The sequence below is a fragment of the Moorena sp. SIOASIH genome (assembly GCF_010671925.1).
In the GTDB taxonomy this organism is placed as follows: Bacteria; Cyanobacteriota; Cyanobacteriia; order Cyanobacteriales; family Coleofasciculaceae; genus Moorena.
Genome location: NZ_JAAHIH010000006.1, coordinates 467,408 through 486,152 on the forward strand (window position 1 = coordinate 467,408; position 18,745 = coordinate 486,152).

16 protein-coding genes are annotated in these 18,745 nt (G+C 43.3%); 11 read left to right on the top strand and 5 right to left on the bottom strand.

The window, feature by feature from the left end; genetic code table 11:
• Positions 1–48: 48 nt before the first annotated feature.
• The 6 genes from F6J90_RS34085 (at position 49) to F6J90_RS34110 (ending at position 5,587) form a co-directional block, all read left to right on the top strand.
• A complete protein-coding gene (locus F6J90_RS34085) occupies positions 49–1,185 on the top strand; it encodes a 2-aminoethylphosphonate aminotransferase (protein ID WP_293104268.1) in 1,137 nt (378 codons plus the stop codon).
• Positions 1,182–2,306 (top strand): TauD/TfdA family dioxygenase, encoded by a 1,125-nt coding sequence (locus F6J90_RS34090; protein ID WP_293104270.1) that lies wholly within the window; start codon positions 1,182–1,184, stop codon positions 2,304–2,306. Before F6J90_RS34085 ends, F6J90_RS34090 begins: the two co-directional genes overlap by 4 nt.
• A 131-nt stretch (positions 2,307–2,437) precedes the next feature.
• Positions 2,438–3,103 (top strand): hypothetical protein, encoded by a 666-nt coding sequence (locus F6J90_RS34095; RefSeq protein ID WP_293104273.1) that lies wholly within the window; start codon positions 2,438–2,440, stop codon positions 3,101–3,103.
• Positions 3,104–3,118: 15 nt separating this feature from the next.
• Positions 3,119–4,123, top strand: a complete 1,005-nt coding sequence (locus F6J90_RS34100) for an iron-containing alcohol dehydrogenase (protein ID WP_293104276.1) — start codon at positions 3,119–3,121, stop codon at positions 4,121–4,123.
• 5 nt (positions 4,124–4,128) lie between these two features.
• Positions 4,129–4,836: a CDP-alcohol phosphatidyltransferase family protein gene (locus F6J90_RS34105; protein WP_293104279.1), complete on the top strand. Its 708-nt coding sequence runs from the start codon at positions 4,129–4,131 to the stop codon at positions 4,834–4,836.
• Positions 4,837–4,939: 103 nt separating this feature from the next.
• Positions 4,940–5,587, top strand: a complete 648-nt coding sequence (locus F6J90_RS34110) for a class I SAM-dependent methyltransferase (protein WP_293104282.1) — start codon at positions 4,940–4,942, stop codon at positions 5,585–5,587.
• 104 nt (positions 5,588–5,691) lie between these two features.
• Here F6J90_RS34110 and F6J90_RS34115 read toward each other — a convergent pair whose 3' ends face one another.
• On the bottom strand, positions 5,692–6,531 hold the full coding sequence (locus F6J90_RS34115) for a class I SAM-dependent methyltransferase (protein WP_293104285.1): 840 nt from the start codon (positions 6,529–6,531) through the stop codon (positions 5,692–5,694).
• A gap of 110 nt (positions 6,532–6,641) precedes the next feature.
• On the opposite strand from F6J90_RS34115, the gene F6J90_RS34120 reads away from it, so the two are divergent.
• On the top strand, positions 6,642–7,337 hold the full coding sequence (locus F6J90_RS34120; protein WP_293104288.1) for a class I SAM-dependent methyltransferase: 696 nt from the start codon (positions 6,642–6,644) through the stop codon (positions 7,335–7,337).
• Positions 7,337–8,080 (top strand): phosphocholine cytidylyltransferase family protein, encoded by a 744-nt coding sequence (locus F6J90_RS34125; RefSeq protein ID WP_293104291.1) that lies wholly within the window; start codon positions 7,337–7,339, stop codon positions 8,078–8,080. The genes F6J90_RS34120 and F6J90_RS34125 overlap by 1 nt, the downstream gene beginning before the upstream one ends.
• Positions 8,081–8,091: 11 nt before the next feature.
• On the opposite strand, the gene F6J90_RS34130 is transcribed toward F6J90_RS34125, so the two are convergent.
• From F6J90_RS34130 to F6J90_RS34145, 4 genes are all read right to left on the bottom strand, one after another.
• On the bottom strand, positions 8,092–9,342 hold the full coding sequence (locus tag F6J90_RS34130) for a transposase (protein ID WP_293104294.1): 1,251 nt from the start codon (positions 9,340–9,342) through the stop codon (positions 8,092–8,094).
• Between the two features lie 556 nt (positions 9,343–9,898).
• Positions 9,899–10,726, bottom strand: a complete 828-nt coding sequence (locus F6J90_RS34135; RefSeq protein WP_293105283.1) for a class I SAM-dependent methyltransferase — start codon at positions 10,724–10,726, stop codon at positions 9,899–9,901.
• Between the two features lie 247 nt (positions 10,727–10,973).
• Positions 10,974–12,059 carry an alpha/beta hydrolase gene (locus F6J90_RS34140; protein WP_293104297.1) on the bottom strand — a complete coding sequence of 362 codons (1,086 nt, stop codon included), beginning with the start codon at positions 12,057–12,059 and terminating at the stop codon, positions 10,974–10,976.
• 213 nt (positions 12,060–12,272) lie between these two features.
• A complete protein-coding gene (locus tag F6J90_RS34145; protein WP_293104300.1) occupies positions 12,273–13,994 on the bottom strand; it encodes an ABC transporter substrate-binding protein in 1,722 nt (573 codons plus the stop codon).
• A gap of 248 nt (positions 13,995–14,242) precedes the next feature.
• On the opposite strand from F6J90_RS34145, the gene F6J90_RS34150 reads away from it, so the two are divergent.
• From F6J90_RS34150 to F6J90_RS34160, 3 genes are all read left to right on the top strand, one after another.
• Positions 14,243–15,589 carry a transposase gene (locus tag F6J90_RS34150; RefSeq protein WP_293104303.1) on the top strand — a complete coding sequence of 449 codons (1,347 nt, stop codon included), beginning with the start codon at positions 14,243–14,245 and terminating at the stop codon, positions 15,587–15,589.
• A gap of 304 nt (positions 15,590–15,893) precedes the next feature.
• A complete protein-coding gene (locus F6J90_RS34155; RefSeq protein WP_293105286.1) occupies positions 15,894–17,027 on the top strand; it encodes an acyl-CoA dehydrogenase family protein in 1,134 nt (377 codons plus the stop codon).
• A gap of 237 nt (positions 17,028–17,264) precedes the next feature.
• Positions 17,265–18,653 (top strand): SDR family oxidoreductase, encoded by a 1,389-nt coding sequence (locus tag F6J90_RS34160; protein ID WP_293104306.1) that lies wholly within the window; start codon positions 17,265–17,267, stop codon positions 18,651–18,653.
• Positions 18,654–18,745: the final 92 nt, after the last annotated feature.

An 18,745-nucleotide genomic window follows, 5' to 3' on the forward strand; every position in this document is an offset into this window, starting at 1 on the left:
ACCTTGATCGGATCTGAATCTAGCCAAACTCTAAGCTCTAAGACCAACATGAACCGGACCATCTTACTCAACCCTGGCCCTGTTACCCTCAGCGAGCGGGTGCGCCGTGCCTTACTCCAGCCAGACCTGTGCCATCGTGAACGTGAGTTTGCTGAGCTCACTCTAGATATCAAAGCGCGCCTAGCCAAGGTGTATCCCGCAGCAGCTGAGGACTATGAAGCTATTTTACTTACCGGTTCCGGCACTTGTGCCGTAGAGGCAATGCTATCAACCCTTGTGCCTCAGGATGGCAAGGCTTTAGTGGTAACAAATGGGGTCTACGGTGAACGCATGGCAGCAATGATCAAGGCTCATGGTAAGTCCCTGGAGGTGGTCAAGGCTCCCTGGCACGAGCCAATGAACCTGAAAGAGGTTGAAACGTGCCTGAGCCAGGATTCAGCCATTACCCATGTGATTGCCGTTCATCACGAAACCACCACTGGACGGCTGAATGATGTGGCTCAGTTGGGTCAACTGTGTCAGCGCTACAATGTCGCACTGCTGCTTGATAGTGTCTCCAGTTTTGGTGCCGAGGCCATTGAGTTTGCCCCTTGGAATTTAGAAGCCTGTGCGGCAACAGCGAATAAATGCCTGCATGGTGTGCCTGGTCTATCGTTTGTGTTGGTAAAGCGATCCATTGTTGAGGCTCGCCCCTCTGCCGCTGGAACCGTTTACTTAGATCTCTATCGCTATCATCAAGAGCAGGCAAAGGGCTATTCTCCCTTTACCCAAGCCGTACAGGTGGCCTATGGGCTCCAGGAGGCTCTCAAGGAAATGGAGGACATGGGTGGGCAGACAGCCAGACACAGCTCTTACAGTGAGCGTGCTCAGCAGATTTTGCAGACTTTGCAAAATCTCGGGGTTAAACCGCTCTTGGATGTGGAGGATTATAGCTGTGTCCTGACTTCTTTTAAATTGCCCCCAAGCTACAGCTATGAGCAAATCCATGACACCCTGAAAGAATCGGGTTTTGTGATTTATGCGGGGCAGGGGGGACTCAAAAACCGGATTTTCCGGATAGCTAATATGGGCGATATCCAACCGAGTGATCTAGACCGTCTGCTGGATTGTTTTGATATTTTGTTTAAGAATTTAGGATCGAACACCCTGAGTGCTGCAGAAAAGATCACAGGTAATTATTCATGATGATACAATCTATCTCAATCAACGAGAAAACATTGACTATTCACTGGCAAAGTGGTTCTGATTCTACTTTCCACTATATCTGGTTGCGGGATAACTGCCAAAGTCCAAAGTCACTTCACCCAAATGGACAACGACTGCTTCAAACAGTCGATATTCCAGCAGATATTCATCCTAGCTCTGTGCAAGTTATCAAGGAACAGTCTCTAGAAATTGTCTGGGTCGATGGACACCAAAGTAGCTACAGTGCTGATTGGTTATATAACCATGTCTATGACATGCCATTGTCTGGCTCCAATAATGAGATGCAAATCCAGCGTTGGAATTGCTCTGTTGACATCAATTCACTCACTTTTGACTACCCAGAAATTATCTCTAAAGAAAGAACACTATATGATTGGCTAGTTGCCTTTTGTGAATATGGGGTTGCCTTTCTAAAAAATGTCCCTACTCAATTGGGTGCGGTGGAAAACATTGTCGATCAGTTTGGCTATATACATGAAACTAACTTTGGTCGCATATCTGATGTCAAAATTGTTACTAATGCCACGAATTTAACCTATACAAATGATTACCTGAGTCCTCATACAGATAATCCATATCGTGACCCCGCACCCACATTGATGCTTTTGCACTGCCTTTCGTCGGACGTTGAGGGGGGTGATAGCATCATCGTGGATGGCTTTCAGGTTGCAGAAAAACTACGTCAGAAAAACCCTAAATACTTTAAATTGCTAGCATCTATCCCTGTCAACTTTTGCTTTAGCGATCCAAATGTAGAAATCTCCGCCGAAAAGACAATCATACAAGTCAATTGGCGCGATGAGTTGACAGCAGTTTGTTTCCACAATGAATCGTTACAACCATTTCGTATGGATGCAGAATTGATCGGGTCTTTCTATGATGCCTATCGTACCTTCTTCGAAATGATAATGGATGTCAAGAATCAGGTGCAATTCAAGCTACAACCAGGACAAGTATATATGGTGGACAATCGGCGAGTGTTGCATGGTCGCACAGCTTTTTTCAATACAGACAAGCGTCATTTACAAGGATGCTATGCAGGTATTGATGGTTTGTATAGTAAGCTGGCAGTGCTGAAACGACACATTATCGGTACTTAGACATTTTTTAGCCAAAAGCAGCCTCAAACCCATACATAGTAGTAATTTTACTTCGCTTTACTTATTTTCTTGATCTACCTGGGTTTCAGCGATTTTTCACGGCTTAGCTTATATCTGTTGGGAAGATTCAAATGGAAGCTATTTTTTTAGATTTTGATGGGGTAATCGTAGATTCTCTTGAAGAATGGTATCACATTGGCGTACTTGCATATTATGGTATCGACAAAGCTATTCATGATAATCAACATAAAGAATTATATAAAAAAAATTGTCATCTTCTTTATTCAGATGCAGATGAATATTGCTTATTAAAAGCATTAGACAATCAAGATTTAAAAAACTTTAAAAAAAATCGCGAAGAAGTAGATAAACAAGAAGTTGATATTTATAGTAAACAATTCCGAAAAATTAGAAAATTTTATCAAAAAAATCATTTAAATTGGTGGTGTGGTTTACATAGTCTTACTGATTATGGCAAAACACTAACAAATCAAAAAAATACCAAAAATCATTTTATTATAACTCGTAAAGATATGGATGATGTTTTAATTTTAAAAAACCATTTCAAGATTCAAATACCCGATCTAAAAGTATTTGATTATAGTCATTCTGTCAAATATGGCGGTAAAGTAGATTTTATTGAAAGGTTTTTAGATAACCATCCAGAATATAATAAGGCTGTTTTAGTTGATGATAAAATAGAAAATTTGTGTAAATCTTCAAAAGTTAAGTGTTATTTCGCCTCTTGGGGTTATGGCAAAGGAAATAATGAATTTGAAACATATAAGGTTAGTTGAACAGTAGTTAAATTTATGAAGTCTACATTACATATTTCAAAAAACTCGATAGATCAATGCATAGAAAAAATCATAATAAATGAAAAAATAGACGGTAGTGTTATAGGTCCAAGTGTCTATTCAATGAATTGTTTTGCTCCTATTTACGAGCATGTTAATAAAAATAAGCTCCCGATCATAGTACCAAAATTTCCTTTAATTTATTCAAATATTGATAAATTAAAGTTTACTACCAGTGGTCAACGTTTTTTAGTTTTTGGGGGGGGAAGTCTCATAGATTTTGTAAAAGTTTGTGCTAAACGGGATGAAATTTATTTAACTGTTTTGTTATCTTCTATTTCAAATGATGGATTTTCATCTAATTTTAGTTCCTTAAAGCCCGATGAAAAGTCATATAATCAGAGTTATCCATCAAAAGCACCTCAGTCGGTTTATGCTTGTTTGCCCTTATTAACTAAGCACATGCCACATAAATTTTGGGTTAGTGCTCTGGGTGAATTATTATCAAAATTGAATGTGTTGGAGGACTTAAAAGTTGATAATAAAGTCAAGGAATTTGATCAAACACCTTTTTATCAAATTGAACGATTTATCAAGAAATACACAAAACGTAATGAAAACTCATTAATCGAAATAATCAAACAGCTTTACTCATTTTCTTTATTAATGAAAAATGATAGTAGTTGGTGTAGCCGTTCTGAACACGAATTTGAGAAGTTATATGCAGATAGTAAAATGTCACACGGTCAATTAGTTTTAATGGGTGCTTTAGTTGCTATGAAGATAAGATGTATTTATAAATTACCTGATTTATATGAGCGGTTATTATATTATTGTCGAAAATTAGAAATAAGCTTAGAATTAAAACAAGGATTTGATACTATTATAGAATCGAATACTTATAAAAGAATGAAAAAACTATCTTCAGTACGACCCGAAAGATTTGGGTTGTGGAATCTTGTCGATTCCACAACCGTTGACTGGAAAATGATTATCAAACAAATAATAAAGGAGTTATAGCTATCGTGATTAAACCGAATCACATTACATTATTTAGATTGATTTTAATTTTTATAGCTTTTGTTTCATGGTATCTTGTTCCCCCTCAAGACTATCTGTATATTGGTGTGTTATTTTATATAGCATTTTTATTGGATGCTGTTGATGGGTGGTTAGCTAGAACAAAGGACTTAAAAACAGATTTCGGTAAGTATTTCGATCCTATTGTAGACTATATAGGTTTCCTAGCCTTGTATGTCATTAGCATTGAAATGGGAATTATCCCTGTATGGTTTGTTTTTCTAGCTCTGACCAGAGACTTTTTAGCAACATTTGCCAGACAGATATTAAATTTAAATAATATTGTGATTGAAGCCAATGTTATTGCTAAATTAAAAGCCGTATATATTGGTTATCCGTTGGTAGGACTTTATTGGTATAAAATTTATGGGTTTTCAAGTGAATGGTTGTTTATTGTTATTGGGTTACACATACTAATAGAAGGTCGAGTTTTTGGATATTCGGATCCTTTAGAAAATCGTTGGAATTCTATAATATTGTGTTTCGCGACTATTGCAGTAGTTACCTTAACTACATTAAGACCTGCAAGTGAGAGTCTTTCTGATCTGACTGTGTTATTCATACTTATAACTCAATCATTGATCTGGGTTTCTGGTATTAAATATTTATGGGATGCCAGAGAGTATATCATTAAATCATTTGAGTCAAACTAATCACGATCAATAGTTTTGATATTATGTCTAAAAACAGTTACAACTATGCTATAGTATAAATGAAAATCTAAGTAATTAGAGTTAGAATTAAATAGAATAATTAATGACTAATAATCAACAATCCCAATTCTTAGCCAAGTGGTCAAATAAATGGAACACTGAAATCGCAGAGGTTGAGAAAGAATATGATACTTTAGCTCAAGTGTATGAGGATAAAGTATTGAATTGGCAGTATGCTTGTCATCAGGTTGCTGCTGAACTGATGGCAAAATTTGTTGCTGTCGAGGGTAATATTTTGGATCTCGGATGTGGAACCGGACTTGCTGCACAAGCTCTTCGAGAACAAGGTTATCAAACCATAATTGGAGTTGACATTTCTGCTAAATCTTTGGACATCGCTAGGGAGAAACATATTTATACTGCTCTATATAAAGCAGATATACAGCAAGAACTGCCATTTCAAGATAATGAATTTGATGGAATCATTTCCACTGCTGTGCTTACTAATATGGAAACGTCAAATGTGTTGTATAAGTTTTGCCGATTAGTAAAACCGGGAGGATATCTGGTGTTTACAAACCGAGAGGATATCCACTATCAAAAAAAATTCGACGTTACCTTGCAACAGATGGAGTCAGAAGGCATTTTAAAACAAGCCTATCTTTCGCCACCACAACCCTATCTTCCCAATAATCATGATTATGCAGAGAAGATCAAAGTTCTTTATTGTGCTTATCAGGTGTGCATTTGATGTTTCTCCGGGCTGTTGGCGAAGCTTGCGCCTTAGCTCATAGCACCGGAGATTCTAAAAGGTCGTTAATTCACGTCCTTCTAGGAATTCAAACATGGAGGCTCTCAACTGTGTTTCTTGTAGGCATAAACAAAGGTTGTTTGCCCCAATTTTTGGCGCAAACTTTCCCGTTGCTCAAGATAGTGAACGATGCTTCCATCCTTGTTCATATTCCGCACTCGCTCCAATGCTTGTTCTAATTCCGCTTGCCTCACCAAAGACCAAGTAGAATCACCATTCCGATAGGTTTGCTTGAGCGGGCCTTCTGGGTCAAGGTAATTGTCACCTTGCATAACAGCATGAATTGGGACAACAATGCCCCCAAAGCAAAAGCCAGCTTGATCCAATTTCTCAGTAATGGATGCTATTGGTGGCATACGTTTAGCGATTCTCGATACCGCGTCTGGAATCAGATCGGCCCACCAAAATCCATCATAAATCTGTGGATGAGAGCTGGTGTTACACACAAACACGCCTTGGGGACGCAGCACTCGATACGCTTGCTCAAACACCTGGTTCAGTTCAGGAAAATTTTCCTGAGCTGCGTCCTCCGAACCCAAGTGATGGAGAACCTGGTTACACATTATCCCATCAAAGGTCTCATTCTCATAGGGAAGATCGAGAAGACTGCCTTGATCTAAGTGAATATTGGGGTGATTGCGGAACTTTTCTGTTGCTTGCGCCAACATTCCCCCATTGAATTCTAGACCCCACAGGCTATTGACTTTGCTCTTCAAGGCTTGGATATAGTTTCCAGTACCACACCCACCATCCAAGATCACCTGCTCTGGCAAAGGACGAGGGGTAGTCGCAAAGCAACCCAATAAAATCTCAACCCCGATTGGGATACGAGTCGTGTCGTAGCTTTTGGATGTATCCTGATAGTTTTCATACTCTTTAATCATGGCTTTGCTTTTACAATTTTCGGTGCCATATAGATGTTATATGTACTAAAAATACCACACTGATGTATACCATATATATGGTTTTAAGAGCTATTTCAAGGCGTAAAATATTGCAGAACAACTGGTACAAAATCTGGAATCGCAGACAGGTAGATGGGATAGAACAGCCAACTTTGCTCTTGTTGCTGGTTGCCAATGGCTATGATACCCAATTCTCAGGTGTCCAGGAATCAGCCTGGATGGCTTATGTGCAGCATATCGCGGATCAGCTCAATATCACTTCCAAGGATTCATTGTTGGACCTCGGGTGCGGCGCGGGTACTTTTCTCTATCCGTTTTACCAACAAGGGAATCCAGTCGCGGGAATTGACTACTCAGCTAACTTGGTCAAGATTGCCCTAGCAGCTATGCCCCAAGCCACGATCAGCGTAGGAGAAGCAATTGATCTGCCAAGGGATCGTCAATTTGATGTTGTGCTGTCAGGAGGGGTATTTCATTATTTCCCAACCTATGACTATGCAGCAGAGGTACTTCGGGGCATGGTTCAAATCGCCCAGAAAAGTATCGGCATTCTTGATGTTCCTGATCTGTCTAAGCAAGAATCGGCAATCAGTGCTCGCAAAGCAGGTATGGGAGATGCAGAATACGAGGAAAAATATCGGGGACTCGATCATTTATACTACACTAAGGACTGGTTCCAGCAAGTTCTGGCAACTGAGTCGGTTCAGGTAACGATGGAAGATCAGTGCCTGCAAGGCTACGACAATAGCAAATACCGTTTCAATGTCTTGATCCATAAACACTAATGAAAGTAGAAACAGCTGTTATTCTAGCTGCTGGCATGGGCATTAGACTGCAGGAACTAGGGCAATCGGCTCCTAAAGGGTTCCTCCAGTTGGGAGAGCAACCCATTATTGAGGAATCGATAGAGCGCCTGACTGCCTGCGGTATGCAGCGCATCATCATTGTCACTGGTCATTTATCCGACTTTTATGAGCGTCTGCAGCAACGTTTTAATGATCAGATATTGACGATTCATAACCCACACTATGCCGAATCAGGTAGCATGTATTCCCTCTATTGTGCCCGTGAGCTGATTGAGGGTGATTTTCTGTTGTTGGAATCAGATCTGATTTACGAACAGCGTGCTTTGACAGCAGTCTTGAACTTTCCTAAAGACAATGTGGTCTTGCTATCTGGCCAAACCAATGCTGGCGATGAAGTCTATGTGGAAACCTCCGGTGAGACAATCGTTGCGATGTCTAAAAATAAGGCTGAACTGGGGAGTCAAATTGCCGGTGAATTGGTCGGTATTTCCAAAATATCCCAGCCTTTGTTTCAAAGGATGTTGGCGCAAGCCAGCCTAAGATTTAAAACAAGCCTCAAGCTGAATTATGAAACTGATGGGCTGATAGCAGCGGCAAAATCCTATCCAGTTTACTATAGGGTGATTAGGGATCTACTCTGGACAGAAATTGATGACCGATGCCAGCTTGCCAGAGCTAGAGAGCAAATCTATCCAGCAATTCTCCAGAAAGATGCTCACTGACGTAATGGGACTTATACAGATATCAAGCCCAATTGACACTCCCCGGTCATTAGACGCGGGGATTCTTGCTTCAACGAGCCAACTTGCTCAACCAGACCGGAGTCAAGAAGAGTAGAGGTTGATTCTCCGCAAGTGTTCAGATCTTTTAAGATCCAGGTTCCGGTGTGCCCCACCGTACCCAAGGCTCGTTTAAGGATGTTGATCGCGGCATTGTGGTCTCTATCTAACTGGCAACCGCACTTACAGGTATGGGTTCTAGTTGATAGGGATTTTTTAACTTCCTCGCCACAGTCAGAGCAGTTTTGGCTGGTATAGGCAGGATTCACTGCGACTGTTACCTTTCCAAACTTGGTGCCAAAGTGCTCCATCCATTTCCGAAACTGATGCCAACCTGCATCATTAATAGACTTGGCAAGACAGTGATTTTTTACAAGATTCCTGACCCTTAAGTCTTCGTAGGCGACCAGATCGTTAGATCGGATTACGCAACGTGCCAGTCTCTTGGCATGTTCTTCACGTTGCCTACTTATTTTAAGGTGCTGCCTACCCAGTCTATTAACCGCTTTTTTACGGTTGGATGAGCCTTTCTTCTTTCGAGAAACTCGACGCTGGTAAAACTTGAGACGTTTTTCTCCCGTTCTGTAAAAGCGGGGGTTTGACTCGGTTTTTCCAGCGGAATCAGTGTAGAAATCTTTCACTCCGACATCTAACCCAATGGCTGTCCCAGTTGGCTCTAGTTCTTCTTTGATGTCAACCGAGACACAAAACTGGACATAGTAACCATCAGCCCGACGGACTATCCGGACTCGCTTTATTAGCTTTTTGTCAAAACGCCACAAGTCCCATGTACCCTTGAGTTTAAGCTTCCCGATCCCTTTTTTGTCGGTGAACGTGATTGACTTTTTGTCAGGGGACAACTTCCATCCTGACTGCTTATACTCAACCGACCTACAGTTTTTCTGGAACTTGGGGAAACCTTTCTTTCCGGGTACTTTTTTCTTGCAGTTATCAAAGAAGCGGACGATTGATGACCATGATCTCTCAGCACTAGATTGCCGAGCGGTAGAGTTCAACTCATTGGCAAAAGGGAAGTTTTTAGCTAGTACGGCGCTGTATTTGTTGAGGTCAAACTTGTTGACCCCCTTATTGTCCATCCAGTACCTTAGACAGCTATTGCGGATGAATTGGACTGTCCGTATAGCCTCATTAATGGCGGAGTATTGATGTCTTTTTCCTTTTGCCTTGAACTCTAAAATGATCATCAGTTTCTTAAAGTTACCGTAAGAATAGTGGAGCCAATTAACAACAGTTTTAACCAAAGGTGCGCTTGACCCGTAATTAAATTCGCCACGGGTCGCACCTCTTTTCGCATAGCCGACCAACCATAAAGGCGACCCTATTCTAAGGTTTCGTCTGGGACCTCAACTTTTCTCTATTTTATTCTACAACATCCAGACTAAGATTCCGGAAATCCCCAAAATATTTTTCTCACGGCGGCTAAAGCCGCTGTGCGCCTTCATCCCCGGTTTAAAAACGCGGGGTTTTCGGCGGTTAGATTTTTATAAAGCCCAAAGCAGCTTTGTAAGCGAAGAATAGGTCCCGATTTTGAGTCAGCCACTCCACAAAACGGAAAGACATCGCTGCTCCGTTACGCCTGTAATATGCCTCTAATATCATGTCAAAGCAAGGGGGCAAGGGGTGCGGGAGTTGTTTGTTTCATTCCTCAAGTCTTAACGTGAAATGTCGGGCATAACTGTATTATACCTTTATTGACTCTCGATTTTGGTTTAAGTACCGTTACTTCATTTGGGGCAGAGTTCAAGGTTTCTGAGCAGATGCAACTATGGCTGACATAGGCAGAAGCAGTCGATTATTTTGCCTATAGCTTGCAGTGTCCTGGTGAATCGCTGCCCGTATATTGTCAAGGGATTTACTAGTTTGAGCTCGGAGTATACCACCTGTTCTGGCGGTGCCTTTATAAAAAGCATCAAAAAGTTCATCGGCACTGGTAAGTTCCCAGAGTAGGGGAATTTCCTGCACAGAAGGATTCTTAAATCCTAAATTTTGCAAACACTTGAAGCAATAATCCGGTTCACTAAACAGAAAAAATGGTGGTCCTTCTGGAAGAGTAACCTCTGAATTTTTATAGGTTTCGATTGCCTTATTCATAATCTTAAACGCTACCGATTTTTCGGGCTTGCTCCACACAGTAAACCCAAACCTGGCCTGGCTACGAATTACTCGAAATGCTTCGCCCAATGCTTTTTCTGGTTCAGCTAAATGCAAAATTCCAAAGTTCATTACGGCTGCTTGATATCGAGATTCGGCAAATGGTAATGATTCCGCTTCCCCCTGACAAAATTCGATCTGGGGATTCAGTTGCCGTGCTTTGGCAACCATAGCGTCTGATAAATCTACCCCCGTTACCTTACATCCTCGCTTGTGGGCCTGGGCAGCCACATAGCCAGGACCAGTGGCAATATCAAGTAATTCCATATCCCTTGCGGCATTTACACTATCAAGCAAAGACTCGATAGTTTGGCTAGTCAGAGATGAAAAAGATGAATGATATTGGTCTACTGACTGTTGCCATCCACAATATTCAAATTGTCTAAATTCTTTGGGATTATTGGTGGGTACTGTCATCGTCAAAAAAGGGTTATTCCTTACAAAGCTATGCTAAGTGTTCATAAATTTGACCGGCTAAGCTGTTGTGAATTTAAATTGCACAACAGCTTAGTTTTGAGAATCAAGGCTTTATTGATGCTTGGGCTTACCGTGGCAGCACACTAACCCCTATTTACGCTGCCACAGGCAACTAATATAGCACTACGCATTAAGGTTAGGACATTGATAAAAGCTGAAAAAGTGCGACCCGTGGCGAATTAAATTCTTAATGCGGAAAGCGCACCTTTGCCTCTTGCCTCTTGCCTCTTGGCCTTGCGCGTAGCGCTATACCACCCATAGCTATTGCCAATACCCCAAACAGGGAACTGGGTTCCGGAACAGTTTTCAGCTCAGCAATTACACTAATATTAGGATCTAATCTTGCCCCTGTATCGAATACAAACTCAAAAGCCCCGGCATTATCTAGAACATTAGCGCGCAAGAACAAAGCACTCCAACGGGCAATGGTTTCAATCGCTTCATCCTGAGCTAGAGTGGGATTGCTAAAATCCGGTCGCGCACCAGAGGGATTATTAACATTAGTAATACTAAAGTGATTGGCACCTGCAACGGTAATCAATGCCTTGGGAGGATCTTGGATTAACTCAAAAGTAGCCAAAGCTTCTTCAGGGGTTATCCGAGCATCGAGACTTCCCTGAACTAAGGCCACAGGAATGCCATCATTTGCCGTAGGAATAAATTCCATTAAGAAGGGATCGAATCGATTCGTACCGTAGAAAGCACCGGCCATAAGTGCTTCTGGACGATTAAAATCATCCAAACAGAGGGGAAAAATACAGGAATCTTCAATCGCGGTTAAACCGACTACCCCCCCTTGGGAATGACCAAGTAAACCAAGCTTTTCGGTATCTACAATGCCCGCAAGCTGGGAATTATAATTCTCGCTTTCTGTAATGATAAAGTCGAAAATCGAGTTAATTTGCGAAGCTTCGGGAAGCAATCCTTCAAAATTAAACTGGGGTAGAGATACCCTATTGTTAGGGACAACAACTACAAAGCCGTAGCTAGCAACCTGAGTCGCAAAACTAGAGTAGAAGGATTTGTCTACCAATCCCCCTGGCAAGAGGATGGTAGTGGGAAATAATTCGTTGCTAGTCCTAGATACAACGGGAAAGTAAATGTCTGCTGGATTGCCATTGGTGGTAATGGTAGTACTGAAGCTATCAACTTCCGAAAAAATTGCTCCATCACTGAAAGTGGCAGCAGTGGCTATTTCTGCAGTTCCAAGACTCATAAAAATAGCACTACAGAGGCTCAGGGAGTATTTTATTCGATAAGAGTAAAAATTCATCAATTTTGCGGTTTAATTGCTAAAATTATCCCAAAAAACCCCTAAGTTAGCACATTTGACGGGCAGATTCTAGTCCTAGCACCCTACAGGGAGAAGCTGTAATATCATGTCGGGATATTACCCTTAATAAAAATTTCCCCCATCTCCCCATCTCCCCATCTCCCCATCTCCCCATCTCCCCACAATCCCCATCCCCCAAGACTCATGACTTGATTAGTTTTCCGCAATTCTCAGCTCATCAATGTTCCATAACGGTCCCCCTAAGCTAGAAAATTTGATATTCTCGATGCGATCGCGTACTGCCTGAAAGTCTAGTGAATTGACCAGGAAAAACACGGGCAACTCCTCGGCAACGATTTCCTGGAATTGACCATAAATGGCTTTGCGTTTGCTCTGATCAAGTTCTTTTATCCCAGCATTGAACAGACGGTCAATCTCTTGCTCCCAGTCAGACACTTCCCACCCTTCCAGTGGTGGTTGTCCGGGTTGAGGACCTTGATTAAATTGATGAAACGATCCTCCACTATACCAGAAAACAAATATACTGTGAGGCTCACTCACTCCTGCTCCAAAGGCACCCACATAACACTCCCAATCTCGAGTCGATAGGAGCTTTCTGAGCACAAGGTTGAAGCTGAGTACCTGCAAATCTGCTTCTATCCCAATTTGGCTCAAGTCTTGTTTAATCTGAACTGCTGCGTCTACTCGGGATTTATCGTCTGATTTCACCAGCATAGTGAATTGTACCCGGTTGCCATCCCAATCCAGCAGCTGATTTTGGGAGTTATACCTGAAACCAGCGTCTAATAGTAATTGTTTTGCCTTCTGGGGTTGATAGTTGTAGACTTTTAACCCTTCTTCTGGGGACAGGTAATAGGGACTTTGGACAGCAATGGGGGAATGTTGTACTTCACCCAGTCCTCGATAAATATTAGTTTTCATCTTTTCCCGGTCAATAGCATAGGCTACCGCTTGTCGAAAGGCCAAGGTATTGAACCAACGGGACTTGATTGGGTCTACGAAAGGCTTTCCCTGAGCATTGCGAGCTTTGTTGAGATTAAAACCGACAAACCTAATGCTAGGCATCGGTCCGCCATTGTAAATGGTGTATTTGCCCCGTTTTTCCTCTCGTTTGAGTAACCCAAATGCCTCGGGATTTACTCTGAGGCTATCCAACTCCCCAGAGCGAAATCTGAGTAACTGGTTATCAGAGGATGGGATAACTTGTAAGACAATCCGTTGAATGTAGGGCTGGGGATTTCCTTGAGCATCAGCACGCCAGTAATAAGGGTTGCGTTGTAGGATGACTCGCTCAGCAGGGGTATACTTTTGTAGTCGATAGGGACCATTGCTAACAATGTCTTGGGGATTGGTGTTAGTGCCCCAAGTTGAAAGAAACTGGGGATTGCCATTACCATCAGTGGCTTGCACAGACTCTTGTAAGGCATGAGCCGGTAGAATGGCTAGGGTTCCTGCGGATCTCACAAATGGCGCAAAGGGTTCTGGTAAGGTAAACTCAACTCGCCGCTGATCTAGTTTGCGCACCGATGGGTACTTACCAGTACTACCAATCTGGAGGAAATCTCGGGACACTGTGGGAATCTTGGGATTCAGGTAAAGCTCCTGATAGGTAAAGATCACATCATCCACTGTTAGGGGTGCCCCATCAGACCACTTTAGCCCATCCCGCAGGGTGAAGGTGATCTGCTGTCGGTCTGAGGAAATGTCCCAAGATTCAGCTAGTGCTGGTTCCAACTCCCCTGTCATGCCATTCTCACTCAACAATCCTTCGTAGATGTAACCAAATACACCAAAGGGAGAGGTATTAACAATAGTGTTAAAGGTAGCTGGGTCACTAGGAGTAGCTAAAACGAGTTGAGAGACCTGAGCTGGTTGAGTCTTAAACTGGTTCGGATGGCAACCTGTAAGGGTCAATAGACAAGATAGCACCAGCGCAACGGCTGGTCGTAAGATGTGTTGAACAAGTACGTGTGACGCATTCCCCCACCTCGTCCAGGTGGGGGTTAGTCCACGCCAATACTGATTGCTAAAAATCTGGAACACTGATTGTTCGGGTTAAGAAGCGGAGGCCTTTGGCCACGCTACGCGAACGGCTTTGCCGAATTGTCGTCTAGTCTTTTATAAATTATAATATTAATTCTAAGGAAGTTTTGTTAGAAAGCGTGAAAACGCCAACCAAGATTATAAGAACTGACAAATGGCAGCTTAACCCAACCCCCGATCAAAAATTACTATTTGGGGAAACAGTTAAGGTGTATCGCCGTGCTTGTCGGTATTTGGTTGGAATTATTTACACTCACTGGTCTGAACTAGGTGAGTTAACAGCTGATCAGTTAACTCCTGCCGTTGAGAGGTTGATGCATGAAACGCAATCGCGACCAAATATCAAATACCCACAGTTCAACAAGGCTTTTTATAAATTTCCAAGTTACTACCGTCGTGCTGCAATAGCCTTCGCTGCTGGTCAAGTGAGTAGTTATGTGACCCGTTACAGGGAATGGCAGTCGGGTACACGGAAACGACGCAATGCCAGTCCTCCGAGAATAAATTCTGATACTGGCTGCTACCCAGCTTTGTATAAGGGTCAATGCTATAAGCTGCACGGCTTTGATCAAGTCGAGATCAAGGTATTTAATGGTTCAGATTGGGTTTGGACTACGGTTCAAATTACCGGTCTAAGGGAAAGGCACCAGGTAGCTAGTAATAAAATGCTGTCGCCTTCATTGATATTCAATGAAAGGGTTTGTCATCTGTCAGTTCCGTTTAGTTGTAAACCAGAAAAACGGAAACCAGAGGCTAATGTGACAGCAGTAGATCTGGGAATTAATACTACTGCGACAATATCAGTTGTAACCCACAGCGGCACTGTAATCCATAGGGAATTCATTCATCCCGGAAGAGACATAGACCGTCGGGATAAGCGACTAAAATCCGTATCTATGCGGGCATCTAAGACCATGGGTAAGGGCGGCCAGCTTTACAAAGGTTTCTGTTCTAAGACTTACCTAAAAGCCGCACGAATCAACAACAAAATTGGCCATGTAGTTTCTAAGCGAATTGTTCAGATTGCTGAAAGGTTTAACTCCGAGGCTATTGTTTTTGAGAACCTTAAAGGATGGAAGCCAAAGGGTGGGCGGAAAAGGTCTAACCTTCGTCAACGTTTCCATGGGTGGCTTAAAGGAAAAATTCGCGAATTTACTGAGATGAAGTGGGCTGAGTTGGGTGGCAAAGTAATAGAGGTTGTGGCGGCTTACACCTCAAAGCTTGCCTATGATGGCTCTGGTACGGTTAAACGAAATTCAAATAACTATGCTCTAGCTACCTTCCCTTCAGGTAAACGGTTCAATGCCGATCTAAATGGTGCTTACAACATTGGTGCTAGGGGCATACTTAAACTCACTCGCAGAAATGACAGTGGGGGTCGTTCCAGCAAAAGTACTGGACGATCGCCTAGAAGCTGGGCTTGTTTATGTGACTTATGGACGCTTCGTAGTTCTAAGTTAGCATAGGACACCCCCACCTCTGCGAAAGCAAGGTGGGGAGAGCTTCATAAATGCTATAAATCACAGTGAAACTATTAATGTAGTAGATCACAGGTAAGCATTCAGCCTAATGCTATCAGCTATCAGCTAGCAGGGGCTTTAACTGCACGGGGTGGGATGAGTAAAACGAGCAGGGATTTTCAACTAGCCGTACCAGCCCGTAAGCTTATTTACTACCTCCCGTTGATTAGCTGAGTGCACCTCAAGTAGCGTGGCTTACGGCCAAGGGCTGATAGCTGAATGCTTACGATCATAGTAACTAGAAAGGTTGATGCAGGTGATCAAACGGTATCCGGATAATGACCAACAAACCCTATTAGAGACAGCGGAGTCTTATCTAAGGGAATCCGTTGCTCCCTTGGCTTCAGAAATTGATAGTGCTCCTGAGGTGTTACGAGAGGCTCTCAAGGGGCTGAGCGATCGCATAGCGTCGGCTTTGCCGAATCGCACGTTGCTAGGGCTAAGGATTCCCAAATCCTGGGGAGGTTTCGAAGTTAGTAGCACCACCTTCCCCTACTTCCAGCAACTGGTAGCACGGTATTCCGGTGCTTTGGCATTCTTGCAAAATCAACACCAGAGTGCTGGAGCAATGATCGTCTACTCTGAGAATGAATCGTTGAAGCACCAGTATCTTCCTAAATTAGCCAAGGGTCAAGTGCTAGTTGGTATTGGCTTTTCCCAAGTGCGACGAACAGGTAACCCACCAGTAAAAGCTATTCCGGTAGATGGTGGATATCAGATCAGTGGAAAAGTGCCTTGGGTTACTGGGTTTAGCATCTTTCAAGAGTTTATCATCGGTGCAGTATTGCCTGATGGTCGAGAAGTTTACGGTATGGTGCCATTTACTCCAACTTGCCAAGATGCAGGTGGTACTATTACCTTTAGCAAACCCATGGCATTGGCGGCGATGCAATCCACCAATACCGTTAGTGCTACCCTTACCGATTGGTTCTTACCTGAAGAACGTGTGGTCTCGATTGCTAAAGCAGGTGCAATTCACGAAAATGACCAGAAAAAAGTTTTGTCTACTGGTTTTTTGGCTCTAGGATGTGCCCAAGCTGGACTCGACATTGTAGAAGCGGCTGCCAAAACCAAGGAACTGGATTTTCTATACAATGCTTTTGAGTCCCTCAACGGGGAATTCACTCGCTGCCAAACAGCTATGATCCAAGCAGCAAAAGCGGATTCTCAGACTTTTGAACAACGGCTACAACTTAGGACTTGGGCAATTAACTTAGCAGGAAGATGTGCTCAAGCAGCGGTGACTGTTTCTAGTGGTGCTGCTAACTACAAACACCATCCTGCCCAGCGAGTCTATCGGGAAGCTTTGGTATTCACTGTCTCTGGTCAAACCACGGCTATCATGGAGGGAACTCTGGCTCGGTTGGTGAATGTTTCCTGGTGAATCTGTCTCAGGACGAAAGTACTTCAGCCAATTAAAAACCCCTATACTCGGATATCTTGCCCTTCTGCCAACTTTGTGATAACTATCAACATCTAATCTTGTAATATAATTGTATTATAATGGGACGTAGTGCAGAGGCAGTCACACCAGCCTTCTAAGCTTTCAAGACGTCGGCTTTGCTGAATCGCCCCCGCCGAATTATGTCTGTGTCGTACAGCTTGTGTAGTACATAAAACTATGGATATCACCCAACCCCATCACCCAAGTGTCAATGAGCAGGAGTTAGCCATTTGCCTGAGGGTGCTTGAGGCAGCGGGTAGGATGTCCAGTGACAATCCACAGCTGTTGACTATTGAACTGGCGGTGTCAGCACTGAAGAAGCGACTCAAACAAAAGCGTCGCCACCAGCGCAAGCAGGCTCGCCGTCAGCATGACTTGGCTTTGCTGGCTCGTGCCCAGATTCATGGCGAAGCCTTGCCGGAACGATTACGCCAGCTGGCTGCAGGGGTATCCCTTGAGCATGATCAACTCTATACTCCCCAGCTATGCTACGTGTGCAAGCAGCCTTACAAACGTGTACATCACTTTTACCACCAGTTTTGTCCTAACTGTGCCCCTGAACACTATAGTCGGCGCTACGCCCGAACTGACTTACAGGGTCGGCGAGTGCTAGTCACGGGTGGACGGATTAAGATTGGGTATCACGTTGCACTCAAAATGCTACGGGACGGTGCTCATGTGATTGTAACCACCCGATTCCCAAAAGATGCCGCCCGTCGATACCTGGCTGAGACAGACTCACACCTATGGGGTGACCGATTGGAAATCTACGGGCTAGATTTTCGTGATCTGCGTGGGGTGATGGCATTTATCGATCAGTTGCTGGCATCTGCCCCACTCAATATTATTATCAATAATGCTGCCCAAACCATTCGCCGCCCACCTGCATATTTCAAAACTCTTGTCCAAGGGGAGATGGAGAGTCTGGATCAACAAACCAGGCAATGGGTGAAAGCTGAATCAGAGGCTCTGGTAAAGAACTCAGCACTTAACGCTTTTTACCAGCTCTGTCTGAGCAGCAAGGAGGATCCAAACTTTCCGGATGGAGTCCTTGACATTGAGGGTCAGCCCTTAGATTTGAGGCATGTTAATAGCTGGCGACTGTTACTTGACCAGGTTGAGCCGATCGAGATGGTTGAGGCTTGGTTGGTAACGACTATGGCACCTTACTTATTCAATTCCCGCTTGAAGCCGTCACTGATGGCATCTCCTTTCGAAGATCGTTATATTGTCAATGTCTCTGCTGTAGAAGGTCAATTCTCCTATCGAAATAAGACACCCTATCATCCCCACACTAATATGGCTAAAGCCGCACTGAACATGATGACCCGAACTGTGGGGATGGATTATGTTTGCGATCGCATTTATATGACAAGTGTTGACACGGGTTGGATTACAGACGAGAAGCCTCATCCTGTGCGTGAATACCTCCGTCAGGAAGGATTCCGTCCACCACTTGATGTGATTGATGGTGCTGCACGGGTCTATGATCCCATTGTGCGCGGGTTAGCAGGGGAGCGCCTCTATGGGGTGTTCCTGAAAGACTATAAACCATGTGATTGGTAAGGTAATATCATGTCGGGTTTAAAAGTTATAGTGTAGGGAATTTAGAATTTAGAATTTAGAATTTAGAATTTAGAATCGGGAATCGGGAATCG

Bases quoted from the DNA above. Each gene is read 5' to 3' on its own strand.
- F6J90_RS34085 (WP_293104268.1), top strand. From the start codon at position 49: ATGAACCGGACCATCTTACTCAACCCTGGCCCTGTTACCCTCAGCGAG.
- F6J90_RS34090 (WP_293104270.1), top strand. From the start codon at position 1,182: ATGATGATACAATCTATCTCAATCAACGAGAAAACATTGACTATTCAC.
- F6J90_RS34095 (WP_293104273.1), top strand. From the start codon at position 2,438: ATGGAAGCTATTTTTTTAGATTTTGATGGGGTAATCGTAGATTCTCTT.
- F6J90_RS34100 (WP_293104276.1), top strand. From the start codon at position 3,119: ATGAAGTCTACATTACATATTTCAAAAAACTCGATAGATCAATGCATA.
- F6J90_RS34110 (WP_293104282.1), top strand. From the start codon at position 4,940: ATGACTAATAATCAACAATCCCAATTCTTAGCCAAGTGGTCAAATAAA.
- F6J90_RS34115 (WP_293104285.1), bottom strand. From the start codon at position 6,531: ATGATTAAAGAGTATGAAAACTATCAGGATACATCCAAAAGCTACGAC.
- F6J90_RS34125 (WP_293104291.1), top strand. From the start codon at position 7,337: ATGAAAGTAGAAACAGCTGTTATTCTAGCTGCTGGCATGGGCATTAGA.
- F6J90_RS34130 (WP_293104294.1), bottom strand. From the start codon at position 9,342: ATGATCATTTTAGAGTTCAAGGCAAAAGGAAAAAGACATCAATACTCC.
- F6J90_RS34135 (WP_293105283.1), bottom strand. From the start codon at position 10,726: ATGACAGTACCCACCAATAATCCCAAAGAATTTAGACAATTTGAATAT.
- F6J90_RS34140 (WP_293104297.1), bottom strand. From the start codon at position 12,059: ATGAATTTTTACTCTTATCGAATAAAATACTCCCTGAGCCTCTGTAGT.
- F6J90_RS34155 (WP_293105286.1), top strand. From the start codon at position 15,894: ATGCAGGTGATCAAACGGTATCCGGATAATGACCAACAAACCCTATTA.
- F6J90_RS34160 (WP_293104306.1), top strand. From the start codon at position 17,265: ATGGATATCACCCAACCCCATCACCCAAGTGTCAATGAGCAGGAGTTA.